Here is a 12,427-nt window from a genome sequence, read left to right as displayed (position 1 = left end):
GGGAATGGAATGGCGACAACAGGTGTTTTTCCGGTTCATAACAATATTTTTAAAGTTGGTATCAAGGGCCGCGCTTCCAAGGATTCAGAAATGATGATGATCAAGGATCTGGAGAATTTCGCGCCAGCTATCGACGGTAATACTGAGGAATGGAGTTCGATGGACCAAGGGGGCTGGACGAGACGTGCGGTAACGGGTAAATCCCTGTCTTTCAGCTTTTCAGGTAAACGGAACTATGGCGATCCAGGTAACGATTATGTTGCGGGTTTGCTGCTTGGAACGGGGCAAGAAGTGGAAACGATTTTCGAATGGACGATGCCATCCGGCGCGAAGCTGACTATGGATTGCGTCATTAATTTGACCACGCCAGCGGGTGGAGATTCGACGAACATTGACGGTCTGGAATTTGAGTTGTTGTCTGACGGTAAGCCGAAATTTGAGAAAGCACCAACTACACCATAATTCATAAACCAAGGGGGATTCATCCATGTCAAAAGTTATTAATATCACAGATAAGTTTTCTAATGATCTACCATCAATTCAGCTTGGCGAGAAGTTGTATCCGGTCAATAACGGTATTTCAGCCATGTTGGCGTTTGAAGAAGCGTCAACGGGTGGAATTGCTGGCATCCTGAAAGCCTTGGAAGGTGCGTTTGGCAAAAAGGCATTTAAGGAAATGGGAGTAGAGGACATGAGCATGGGGAATATCATGGTTCTGGCATCGGCAGTTCTTGCGGCAATGATGAACATCACCTACGAGGAAGCGAATGCGCGATTTCAGCGGGAAGTCCAGTCCTGATGGATGGTATGACCTGTACGAAGATTGGGGGCTAATCGAAGCCAGTCTTGCCAAGCAATATGGAATCCGCATCCGACAACACGGGGATATGCCGTGGGAAGAGTTCTGTACTCTGGTCGGGGGCCTTATGCCAGATACACCGCTGGGGAGTATTGTGTCGATCCGGGCGGAGCAAGACCCCAAGACCATTAAGGGGTTCAACTCCGATCAGCGCCGCATCTATAACGAGTGGCGAAAGCGGCAGTCAGATAAACAATTAGAAGACCCTCTGAAATACGCACAGGACATGAAGAGTCTGGAAGCCGTAATGGCCCGGGCGTTTGGGGGTGAGTAGATGTCAAGCGCAGGCCGCGTAGATTTAGACTTGGGCTTGAACTACGGAGCCTTTCAACAGCAGCTCAACGGTATCTCCAGTACCGCTACCAACCTGGTGGGTGGGGCCTTTAAGAAGCTGGGCGGGATCGTTGCCGCAGCCTTTGCTGTCAATAGCTTAAAAGAGTTTGGTAAGGAAGCCATTAACCTGGCATCCGACTTGGCAGAGGTCCAGAACGTGGTTAACGTCACGTTCGGATCAATGACAAACCAGATTAACAACTGGTCATCGAACCTGATTGAGTCGTTCGGTCTGTCCGAGTTGTCCGGTAAACGATATGCATCCACTATGGGTGCCATGCTGAAATCATCCGGTATTTCCGGTGAAGCCATGAAACAGATGTCCGTCAGGTTGACGGAATTGTCTGCTGACATGGCTTCTTTTTATAACATCACGAATGACGAAGCGTATTACAAAGTTTTCTCCGGTATGGTCGGTGAGACTGAGCCATTGAAACAATTGGGCGTTAACATGTCCGTGGTCAACATGGAAGCATACGCTATGTCACAGGGCATCACAAAATCATGGTTAGCCATGACACAATCAGAACAGGCCATGCTCCGGTATGGCTATTTGCTACAGGTAACCGCCGATGCTCAGGGTGACTTTGCACGTAACGGCCAATCTTGGGCCAACCAAGTCCGTATGATGTCGGAACAATGGAACATCTTCAAGGGCACGATGGGTGCGGGATTCATTAACATTCTGACGCCGATCCTAAAAGGGCTCAATTGGATCATAGCCAAGTTACAGGTTGCAGCAGCCTATTTTAAGGCATTCACAGAATTGGTCTTTGGTGACGCAGTGAACGCTGGTGGAGCCGGAATAACCGTGGCTACCGATGCCATGGGCGGCATGGGTGATGCAGCGGCTGCCGCAGCTCCTGCCGTCGAGGATACGGGTAAAGCGGCTGAGAAGGCAGGCAAGAAGGCGAAGAAAGCCGGAAAAGACATGAAGGGCAGCCTGGCCGGATTCGACCAGCTCAATACGCTGGCACAATCGGCAGCTTCTGCTTTGGATGATGCAGGGTCAAAAGCTGCAGGAGCTGGCAAAGGAATTGGCGGCCTAGGCAGTATGGCCGGGTTTGGTGACCTGGACTTGGGTACGCCTTCGATTGACGTCGATCCGATCAAACAACAGGTTGCTGCATTCCTGGAGGATATCAAATCCCGATTCTCAAAAGCTTGGGCGTATATCTCTTCTGGCTGGGGTGAGATGCGGCCAGCATTGCAACCGTTCATCGACATGATGGTTCCCATTCGGAAGTCAGTTGATAACATTGGGAAGACATTCCTGGATCTGAAAGACAAGGTTCTAGTGCCCATGGCTAAATATGTATTGGGCGATTTCATTCCATCCATCGTTACTGGCTTTGTGAAAGCTTTTGCCCCGGTTATTGCGAAGCAGATTGTTTGGGCATTTGACATGTTCGACAAGACATTCCGTAATTCCACCGATCAGGCAATTAAGCTGTGGGATACTGTATGGCTGCCTAGTCTGGAGAAGGTGAAGAACGCCTTCGTTACCAACATGCCGTTAATTGCGGCAGCTTTACAAAGCCTGCTGGATGGGACGCTTAATCCATTTACAGACTTCATGCTGAATGATTTTGCTATCCCGGTATCCACGGTGCTGGCTGAGACATTGGTACCCATCTTTACAGATACGTTGGTTTGGGCCATTGACTTGTTCACCAAGACGTTTACGAATGCGGTCAACCATATCAACGATTTGTGGTCGGGGACGTTGAATCCAGCATTGGAGAAGTTCAGGGATATGTTCTTGGACATCATTCCGCAGATCGGGAAATCATTTTCTGACTTGCTGAATGGTACGATAAAGCCGTTTGTGGATTATGCCTTGAATGACTTCATTATCCCGATTGCGGCGAAGGTTATTGATACGCTGGTACCCGTATTTACAGACACATTGGTTTGGGCTTTCAAGGAAGCAGCCAACACGTTTGAATGGGCTGTCAAACTGATCAATGACATTTACAATACGGTACTCAAGCCTGTGTTCGATCTGATCAAGAAAATCGTTCTGGACACGCTGGAGACGATTAAGGGCCTTTGGAACAAATATGGGGCCGAACTGCTTACGAAGCTGACGGAGTTCATGACCAATACACGGAATCTGTTCCAGAAGCTTTGGGATGACATCCTGAAACCGATCATAGAACCGTTCCTTAAAAAGTTGAACGAAATTTGGGACGGCACTCTCAAGGGGATCATCAAGCAAGTGGGCGAGGTTGTCATGAAGTTGGTAACGGCGGCGCTGGACATCTACAACAAGTTCATTGTGCCATTGATCAGCTATGTGATAGACAAGTTGGCCCCTGGTTTTGTGAAGGGCTTCAACATCGTTCTGAACATCGTAACCACCGTGATTGAGAGCGTAGGCGGCATCATCAAAGGGCTTCTGAAAACGCTTGGCGGGGTCATTGATTTTGTGGCTGGTGCTTTCACAGGTGACTGGAAGAAGGCATGGACAGGCGTAAAAGATATTTTTGGCGGGATATTCGATTCCTTGTATAGCCTTGTCAAAGCTCCATTGAACCTGATCATAGACGGTATCAACAAGGTTATTGAAGGGTTTAACAGCCTGAGCGTAAGCATTCCTGAGTTTGAGGTATTTGGTCAGAAGGTTGGCGGGGGCAACATTGGGGTACCGCAGATACCTAAGATACCGAAGTTGGCAAAAGGTGGTTTGGCCTACGGGCCTACGCTTGCCATGGTCGGGGATAACCGGGGAGCCTCTGTTGACCCGGAAGTTGTAACGCCGCTGTCCAAGTTGCAGGACATGATAGGCGGGAACAATCAGCCGATGGTGGAAATCTTGCTCCTGATTCTGGACGCAATCCGAAACGGAGATAAACAGACCGTCATCCAGCTTAATGGTACGGAGCTGGGGCGTGCTACTGTGACTGCCATAAACGACATCACAAGGCGTACAGGCCGTTCGCCATTAACGACATAGGAGGGATGACAATTGGAAATCAAAATTAATGGTCAAGAGATTGCTGCTTATCCCTCCACGTACCAGGTGACGGTGCTTGACTTGGATGACGCTAATTCATCGGTACGTACAGCAAACGGCACGCTGAACCGGGACCGGATAGCGGTCAAACGGCAGATCGACATGACTTGGGGGATGCTGACCTGGGCTGAAATGTCCTCCATCCTCCAATCCATGTCCAATGTGTTTTTTGACTGCACCTATCCTGATCCGATGACAGGTAAGCATGAAACCAAACGGATGTATGTCGGCAATCGGCCCGCACCGTTCAGTGTGATGAGTGGCGGCGTCATGTACTGGAACGGGCTCAAATTGACGCTGACGGAGAGGTGATTGGATGTTTCCTATATCGCCACTTTACAAGGATTATTTAAAACGGCCAGACCGGGAATTTATCGTCAAGGCTCTGGTGGGCAGTGAGGAATACAACAGCAGTAGAATCGTGGATTTCAGTATAGAAAACAGTTTGAGCCTGACCGATGGTTTTGAGATCGGAACGGCCATTCCTTCTAAACTGACTATTAAGCTACGAACAAATGAAATCATTCCAGCGAATGCCCGTATCGTGCCGTACCTGTCCCTGTCTCTGGCTGGCCTGACGTGGCTTGAAGCACAGTATCCATGGAAAGACATGAACCTAACGTGGACAGGCTCAGGGACAGACTGGTTGCCCCTGGGAGAGTTCTTTGTCGATGACCGGGAAAAGGTCAATGACGTTTGGACATTCACCTGTTATGACAAGTTGGTTATGGCTGATGTAGCTTATATATCGTCGTTGACATACCCGACTACCCAGAAAGCAGTGTTCGATGAGATTTGTAAGCGCCTGGGTTGGACGTATGATAGCAGCGTGGTCATTAATTCAGCATACCGAATTCAGGCTGGTCCAGCGGGGTACACCATGCGCCAGGTACTGGCTTATATTGCTTCTGCCAATAGCGCAAGCATTTATATCGATAAAGCGGGTACGCTCAAATTCAAACGTTTTACAGCTTCCGAAAACCCTGTGTTCGATATGACAACGGCTGATTATGTGACGGTCAAACAAACGAATCCAGTAAAGACGTATACACGGGTCGTGGTCACGTACAATACCGAGGACGAGTTGCAATATGAAGCGGGTACCGGAGATGAGAACCATACATTGTACGTAGAAAATCCATTTGCTACGCAGGCGGTCACGAATGGCCTTCTGACAACGTTGAATGGATTTTCTTATCTACCTCTTACGATGGATGCGAGAGGATACCCGCAGCTTGAACAGGGTGACGTCATCGGCTTTGAACAGCAGGAAGGCACCACATGGGATGAGACGGTTTCAACCTGGCAGAATACGAATATCCCTTGGGATGGCGTTGTCAGATACAAAACAATCATCCTGCATCAAGTATTCAATTTTGCAGGCGGCTTGAAGATGAGCCTAGAAGCTCCATCTGTATCCGAACAACGTAGTGAGTTTGTCGTTGAAGGCAGCCTGACGCAACAAGTTAATAAGCTGAATAAGGATGCCATCAAGGAAGGCAAGTCCTATTATGGGGCGACCATCACCCGTACAGAGGGATTGATCATAGAGCGCGAGGACCACAAGAGCAAAGTTATCCTGAACAGTGACAAGCTCTCTTTCCAGGCCAATGGTCAAGATCGGTTGTACTTCGATCCGGTTGCAGGCAAGTACAAATTCATTGGCACACTGGAAGCCACGGATGGAGTATTCAGCGGGAACTTGCAAGCGGCAGGTGGTACCTTTACAGGAGACCTTCGAGCGGCGGGCGGTACATTCACCGGAACATTGCAGGGTGTGAATGGGACGTTCAGCGGAACACTCCAGGCAGCTAATGGAACATTCCACGGCACGCTGATTGCTGGACGGGTTGAGGGTGGCGAGATAATTGGTTCGTACATTCAAGGTGCTGACATCCTGGGTAGTAAAATTAGGACAGCAGCTAGTGGCGACCGGATCGAGTTAGATCCGAACGGATTCACATTCTATGACTCTGGCAATGCACGCCGGGTCACTCTGGGTACCAATCCATCGGCAAACATTTCGGGACACACCTACTATAACGCAAGCGGTCAATCTCAAGGTCTGATTTACGCCAACTCAAGTGAATTAGCTGTGATTGGTAATAATGGTTTGCGTCTTGGTTCCACAGCGGGAGTAACTACACTGCAAGGTGTGGTCCAGTTCACTAATGGGAATGTAATCGGACTAAATTTGGGAATCAGCCAAATCAATGGTCTGCCGGATCAATTACAATCTCTGCAAAATCAAATTAATTCATTAAACTACACTCTCAACAACCATAGACATACTGTTACTACTGCTCATCATAATCACGGTAATAACGCAAACAATCCGAATACAGGTGGTGGAACCTTTACGACCTCGACACCGTAATGTATCATAATAGGTAAATTGCACCATTACGGAGGTTAAATAATGAAAAAGGTCGCATATATCGCAGGAGGTATTTTGATTGGAGTGGTTGTTTCGACAGCAGGAGGCGCTTTTGCAGACTCGGTTAAGAGTTTAGTTGGTAAAAAGGTGACAGGTGAATATACTGTCATTGTTGATGGAAAAAAATTGTCGGACAAGGGCGCTGTGATTGACTCCCGAGCGAACGTTCCGGCGCGAGCGTTGTCTGAGGCACTAGGAGCTGATGTCAAAGTGACGGGTAAAATTATAACCATTACATCCTCAGAAGAAAGTTCCGGTACTACGGTATCAGAAGAATCAACTCCAAGTTCTCCTTCTTCATCAAGTAATAAATATATTGGTGGATCTAAATCTAGCCTTGAGTCTTTAAGAGATAGCGTTATTAACAATACCATCAAGCCTGCAACAGAAGGCAGAGAAAGTCTGCTTAAAGAAATAGCAGCTCTTGAAGAAACAAAGGCTAGTGGAATTTCGGTTCCGGTTCTAGCGGATAAAGAAAAACAACTTGCTTCTTATGACAAAATCCTAGCAGATGCAGAGGCAGGCCTGAAGCTAATCGACGAAGCCTTGGCGATAGCGAAATAAATCACCCGCCTTAGTGAAATCATGGTAGTATATACCTATAATTTACTTAGGGGGATATAAGTTGCTATACTTTCTTTGCTTTTTACCGCCATTGGCCGTTTTGTTTTGTGGGAAACCGGGAGCATTTATCTTAAATATCATTCTTACATTTTTCGGTTATATTCCTGGTGTGATTCACGCATTCTTAGTGGTTCATACTCATAAGGCAGATAAACGGAATGAGAAGTTAATTAGGGCTATCGAGCGTAGCCGTTAATGAATTAAATAATTCAAATGAGAGTCCATACACATGGGCTCTTTTTTTGTTGCCTAAAAAGGAGTGAACACCATGGACGAACAGCGATTACGTGAGATTATCCGCGAAGAGTTAAAGGCCCATGATGAACGGATTAAAGCCGAGACAGTGACGATTCGGGTCAATGATCAGATGAAGGGCACCATGCTTGAAATCCTCAAGAATATGAATCGGGGTGTGACTGGTGAGAGTTAAAAAGGTTCTTGAATTATCCGTGGATGTAAGTGATATTTTCCGCGAGAGCCCATTAGTAATCCGTGCCATGCTGGAGACGCTGCCCACCCTCGAATCACAGGTGGCATTCCTTCGGACTATTCACCAGGACGTTGAAAATTTATTGAAGGGAGTTGTTACGAATGGCGAACCGGTTCGCGAATCTGGAGGGCAGCAAAAAGATAAGTGAGGATTTCAATAACATTAACATCGGTTTTGATCGTGTGCAGGCTGAAATGGATACCAAAGGAACGCCAGCAGACGCCCAGGCTAAAGCTGATGCAGCTAAGGCGGCAGCCATTGCCGCTGCTGCTGCTGATCTGGCAGCTCACAAGGCACGCGGGGCAGATGAGCACCCGACAGCAAAAGGCAATGCCGCGGGGTTCATGAGTGCGGCTGACAAGCTGATAGTGGATGGCCGCACCAGCACTTCAACCCCTGACACGCTTATGCAACGTGACGCCGCAGGCCGCGCCAAGGTAGCCGCTCCAGCCGCAACGGATGACATTGCCCGCAAAGCTGAAACGGACGCCGTACAAGCCAATCTGGACAGCCATGCATCGGATACGAATATCCATGTAACAGCAGCGGACCACACAAAGCTAAATGGGATTGCTGCAGGAGCCGAGGTCAACCAGAACGCCTTTGCAGTAATCAATGATGTGGAAGCTTCCAGCAAATCCGATACTGTTACCTTTGTGGGCGGTGTCGGGATTACAGTTTCCACCAATCCAACAACAAAACAGGTGACCGTAACCGCAACAGGGGAAGCAACGCCGGGGGCTCATGCGATTACTCATCTTCCGGGAGGTACAGATGTCATTCCTGACGCAGTGACAGGTGGGTTATCAGGTCTTATGAGCGGAGCTGATGCCAAGTTTGTCCGGCAAGATGGGGAGAGCAAGACGGGGGCGCAGGCCAAGGCAGACGCAGCCGAACAGGCAGCTAATGAATACACGGATCAGAAGGTTGGGGAAATCGTCATTGATGATGCGTCCCTTACACAGAAAGGGATTGTGCAGCTCTCCAACGCTACCGAATCCGAAGAGGAAGGCGAAGCTGCTACACCTAAAGCCGTGAACACTGTTCGGCAGTTAGCTGCTGAGGATGCTACGGTTAAAGCCGATGCTGTGCAGGCAGAAGCTCAAACAGCTCTAGATAATCATGCAAATACTAGTGCAGCTAATAGTGAACCTCATGGGATGCGTATCCGATCAGGAAAACTGGAGTATTATGATGGATCGATCTGGACGGCCGCTTCATCGGGTATTGATTTAACAACTACTTTTATCACTTACAATGTGAATGCTTCTACGGGAAATGACAGCAATGATGGTCTAACTACTTCAACAGCATTTAAAACAATCAACAAGGCATTATCATTAATTCCCCCTATTTTTAATAACCCTTACACGATACACATAGCAGCTGGGACTTATGTCGAGGATATAAACATAGCCCATAAACAAGGTAATGGCTATATCGACATCATAGGACCCACCACTGGGTCTCCTGCCATCTTATCTGGGCGAGTCTCGCTAATGCGGGTGAGTATATCCGTCATATATATTAGGTACTTGACTATAAATGCTCCATCTAATGTGACAGCGATAGATTTAACATATGTAAAGTTAGCAAGAATTTCGAACTGTGTAATGACGACATCTAGCACTCAGAGTGGCATTACTATATCATTTTCTAATGCGTATCTAACGGCTAATACCATATCAAACAAGCAATCAATTGCAATATATTCATCTTCAATGTCGTACGTATTTTCAGATAATAACTCAGGAAGTGGAAATGGTATCGGATTAGGTTCTTATATCGGATCGACCATTGTTAAGTTAAGTGCACAACCTGGAGGGACAACAGCAGAAGCCGTTGTTCAAGGGGGGTTGATCAGATCATGAGAAATTTAATGGTTCATGGAGAAACATTCGAGGCACAGCGAATCGTTAAAACAGCGGATAGTATCGTCGGATACAACGACCAAACAGAAGTGTTCGCTTTTCGTGGCGTTTCTGATTTTACAGCTTTTGATATCGATGGGGAGTATGACGAGCCAACACCTGATATTTCGCAGGAAGTGAACCTCTTAAAGCAGCAACTCGAAGATTCCAAGGCCGAGAACCAGAGATTGTCCGCCGAGAGCAACGCGAATCAACTTGCACTCATGGAACTACACATGCTGCTGCTTAGTGTGCTACCTGATGAGGCGTAAACTTGCTAGGCTGCTGATCCGCTGGGCCGTAGCACTCCTGAAGGGAGGTGAAACTATGTTAGCTGTATATGTAATGATGATCCATAAAGGACTGATAAAGTTGGAGTCTGTACCAGTTCAAAGCCGTGATAAAGTGGCTGAAGCGCTGGAAGCGGCGGGAATGGACCAAAACGGAAATATCGTATAACAGGCGTACCCAAGTGGTGCGCTATTTTTATGCCCTCTGGAGTGGTCAGGGGGCTTTTCAATATATTCAGATAGAGACGGGGGATTGGCGTATGGAAGCCATACCAGGAGGTGTACAGGACATGCAGGTGCAGGATGTAAATACGATTGTAGATTTGAAGGTTCAACTGGCTCGGATCGAGGAAGCGCTGAAGCCGCTGGCGGCATTGGCTCCAGGTTTGGCCGAGGTTAGAGAAATTTCCAAAGAAGCCCTACAGGCAGCCCAGCAAATGACTCTTCGGATTATTGAGCTTGAAGCTGAATTGAAGAAGACAACCGATGTAGCTCATGAAGCCAAGCGCAATGCGGCAGATGCGCTGACACGTTTAAATAAGCATGACGAGGACCAAAAGTGGCTAAAGCGTACCGTGTATGGTGCGGCATTAACTGGATTGACTGGACTTCTTATCGCGGCTGTATGGGCCGGAATTAAGTTAGGGGGAATGTAGTGTGGAATGGGACATTATTCAAGGGTTGATTGATGGCCGGCTGCTGATCGTATTGGCAGCCTGCTGGGTGATCGGGTATGTATTGAAGTCAACGCCGAAGGTACAGGATTGGACTATCATTTATATCGTTTCTAGTATAGCTATTGTATTTTCTATCCTGATGCTTGGCTTGAGCGTGGAGAGCGTTGTACAAGGCGTTCTGGTGGGCGCTGTGGCGGTTTACGGTAATCAGTTGGTGAAGCAGACGAAAAAGGGAGTTGATCAGCAATGACACTCACATTGGATTATGTAATGAGCAAGTCTGCTGCCAAGCTGACAGGTTTATTGCCTGTTGTGCGTACAGCTACGGAGCGGCTTATACAGCGCTCTTTTGCTATTGGCATCCCGATAGTCATCACGCAGGGTTTGCGGACCGTAGCAGAGCAAGACGCTTTGTATGCACAGGGTCGTAGTAAGCCGGGGAAGGTTGTAACTAACGCACGCGGTGGGTACAGTTATCACAATTTTGGTGTGGCCGTGGATTATGTGTTGCTTATGCCTGATGGCAAGTCGGTGAGTTGGGATACAGTACGGGATGGTAACGGTGACAAACGGGCTGACTGGCTCCAGGTCGCGGAGATCGGTAAGGGGTTGGGCTTTACATGGGGTGGAGATTGGGCAAGCTTCCCTGACTATCCTCACCTACAGATGGACTTTGGCTTATCAACGGCTCAATGCCGCGCTGGACAGCGTCCAACACAAATGCAGATTAATGTTGCTATGGCAAAATTACAGATCAAGGAGGACAAGCCAGTGACACAGGAGAGAGACATTAATGTGCCCAGCAAGTGGGCAGAAGCGGCATGGGCAGAGGTTACAGCCAATGGTTATTTTGACGGTACCCGTCCGGGGGCACAAATCACGAGGGAAGAAACGGCGGTAGTCATTAATCGGCTCAGGAAAAATATCCTGGCCTTGATTGCAGGGACCAATGGTGATGTTAAAGCCATGGACTTGAGATTGAAAAAGATTGAAGCAAGTCAGGAATAATTTCAGGAATATTTAACGGAATAATTTACATTGAAATTGACAAGTCTTCTCTGCAAAAATCCCAATCGCTTGGAAAGATCAAAAGCCCTACCAGTTAATCTGGCGGGGCCTTTTTTTGCGTTCATCAAAACATAGACATGCAGGATAAACCTATTGACTATAGTAAATAGATATGGTATATTATTTATGGGAGGTGAGAACAAGGATGAAGAAAAAAAGGAGAAAGAAAAAGGAACTCCCGGTGGACAAGCTGGTTACGCTTCTCACGGCCATTGTCAGCTTGCTTACCGCAGTAGTCAACCTCATCATAGTCTTACGCCGATAGGCGGGACTTGAGGGTAGCACGGTCGGTTAATCCCAAAGGCCGACCGTGTGAGTTCCTTAATCCTTCTCTTCCCTTAGTATAGCATGACAAGAAGGGAGCATGTATAATCATGAGTATGTCAAAAATAACTAAAGTGACTTTGATCATCAGTTTGCTTTCACTGGGTCTAAGTGTCGCTACAATGGTAATATTGATTACGAGGTGATTTGATGGAACGGGACGATCTGATCCGCATCATACAAGAGAACGTACTAACATCTGCTGAAACAGTGGAGCTGCTTGGCGTGTCCAAGCAAAATCTAGTGTCCTTAGTTCAGCGCGGTAAATTGCAGCCAGTCAAAGAGTCCGGGTCAGTTCGTCTCTTTCTCAAATCGGATGTTGAGGACCGTAAGCGAGAGGCGGAACAGTTGCGTGAGAAGTATAGACCATATGAATGAATATTTTAACCCACCAGC

17 protein-coding genes are annotated in these 12,427 nt (G+C 47.7%); all 17 read left to right on the top strand.

Going from position 1 to position 12,427, the window contains the following annotated elements; all coding sequences use genetic code 11:
* The first annotated feature begins 9 nt into the window (after positions 1-9).
* The 17 genes from Q0V21_RS08120 to Q0V21_RS08040 all read left to right on the top strand — a co-directional run bounded on the left by Q0V21_RS08120 (position 10) and on the right by Q0V21_RS08040 (position 12,409).
* On the top strand, positions 10-462 hold the full coding sequence (locus Q0V21_RS08120; protein ID WP_285074765.1) for a phage tail tube protein: 453 nt from the start codon (positions 10-12) through the stop codon (positions 460-462).
* Positions 463-487: 25 nt separating this feature from the next.
* Complete coding sequence (locus tag Q0V21_RS08115) at positions 488-799, top strand: hypothetical protein (protein ID WP_285074764.1); 312 nt, start codon at positions 488-490, stop codon at positions 797-799.
* A complete protein-coding gene (locus tag Q0V21_RS08110) occupies positions 768-1,133 on the top strand; it encodes a Gp15 family bacteriophage protein (RefSeq protein ID WP_285074763.1) in 366 nt (121 codons plus the stop codon). Before Q0V21_RS08115 ends, Q0V21_RS08110 begins: the two co-directional genes overlap by 32 nt.
* Positions 1,134-4,151, top strand: a complete 3,018-nt coding sequence (locus Q0V21_RS08105; RefSeq protein WP_285074762.1) for a phage tail protein — start codon at positions 1,134-1,136, stop codon at positions 4,149-4,151.
* A gap of 12 nt (positions 4,152-4,163) precedes the next feature.
* Positions 4,164-4,523, top strand: coding sequence for a DUF6711 family protein (locus Q0V21_RS08100; RefSeq protein ID WP_285074761.1), 360 nt, complete (start codon positions 4,164-4,166; stop codon positions 4,521-4,523).
* A 4-nt stretch (positions 4,524-4,527) separates the two neighbouring features.
* On the top strand, positions 4,528-6,588 hold the full coding sequence (locus Q0V21_RS08095) for a bactofilin family protein (RefSeq protein ID WP_285074760.1): 2,061 nt from the start codon (positions 4,528-4,530) through the stop codon (positions 6,586-6,588).
* A gap of 42 nt (positions 6,589-6,630) precedes the next feature.
* Entirely contained in the window at positions 6,631-7,212 is a 582-nt protein-coding gene (locus Q0V21_RS08090; RefSeq protein WP_285074759.1) for a stalk domain-containing protein, read from the top strand.
* Positions 7,213-7,273: 61 nt separating this feature from the next.
* Positions 7,274-7,468, top strand: coding sequence for a YqaE/Pmp3 family membrane protein (locus Q0V21_RS08085; protein ID WP_285074758.1), 195 nt, complete (start codon positions 7,274-7,276; stop codon positions 7,466-7,468).
* 72 nt (positions 7,469-7,540) lie between these two features.
* Positions 7,541-7,702, top strand: coding sequence for a hypothetical protein (locus tag Q0V21_RS08080; RefSeq protein WP_285074757.1), 162 nt, complete (start codon positions 7,541-7,543; stop codon positions 7,700-7,702).
* Positions 7,692-7,910 carry a hypothetical protein gene (locus Q0V21_RS08075; protein WP_285074756.1) on the top strand — a complete coding sequence of 73 codons (219 nt, stop codon included), beginning with the start codon at positions 7,692-7,694 and terminating at the stop codon, positions 7,908-7,910. The genes Q0V21_RS08080 and Q0V21_RS08075 overlap by 11 nt, the downstream gene beginning before the upstream one ends.
* Complete coding sequence (locus tag Q0V21_RS08070) at positions 7,864-9,633, top strand: tail fiber protein (RefSeq protein WP_301878327.1); 1,770 nt, start codon at positions 7,864-7,866, stop codon at positions 9,631-9,633. Before Q0V21_RS08075 ends, Q0V21_RS08070 begins: the two co-directional genes overlap by 47 nt.
* Complete coding sequence (locus Q0V21_RS08065; RefSeq protein WP_301878326.1) at positions 9,630-9,944, top strand: hypothetical protein; 315 nt, start codon at positions 9,630-9,632, stop codon at positions 9,942-9,944. The genes Q0V21_RS08070 and Q0V21_RS08065 overlap by 4 nt, the downstream gene beginning before the upstream one ends.
* A 55-nt stretch (positions 9,945-9,999) precedes the next feature.
* Entirely contained in the window at positions 10,000-10,131 is a 132-nt protein-coding gene (locus Q0V21_RS08060) for a hypothetical protein (protein ID WP_278294822.1), read from the top strand.
* Positions 10,132-10,144: 13 nt separating this feature from the next.
* Positions 10,145-10,618, top strand: a complete 474-nt coding sequence (locus tag Q0V21_RS08055; protein ID WP_301878325.1) for a hypothetical protein — start codon at positions 10,145-10,147, stop codon at positions 10,616-10,618.
* A 1-nt stretch (position 10,619) separates the two neighbouring features.
* On the top strand, positions 10,620-10,889 hold the full coding sequence (locus tag Q0V21_RS08050) for a phage holin family protein (protein ID WP_301878324.1): 270 nt from the start codon (positions 10,620-10,622) through the stop codon (positions 10,887-10,889).
* On the top strand, positions 10,886-11,647 hold the full coding sequence (locus tag Q0V21_RS08045; protein ID WP_301878323.1) for a M15 family metallopeptidase: 762 nt from the start codon (positions 10,886-10,888) through the stop codon (positions 11,645-11,647). The genes Q0V21_RS08050 and Q0V21_RS08045 overlap by 4 nt, the downstream gene beginning before the upstream one ends.
* 534 nt (positions 11,648-12,181) lie before the next feature.
* Positions 12,182-12,409: a helix-turn-helix domain-containing protein gene (locus tag Q0V21_RS08040; RefSeq protein WP_301878322.1), complete on the top strand. Its 228-nt coding sequence runs from the start codon at positions 12,182-12,184 to the stop codon at positions 12,407-12,409.
* The last annotated feature ends 18 nt before the right edge of the window (positions 12,410-12,427 follow it).

The sequence above is a fragment of the Paenibacillus sp. 11B genome (genome assembly GCF_030487755.1).
GTDB lineage: Bacteria > Bacillota > Bacilli > Paenibacillales > Paenibacillaceae > Paenibacillus > Paenibacillus vandeheii.
Note: the sequence above shows the minus strand (reverse complement) of the source record. Positions and strands in the feature narration are given on the sequence as shown.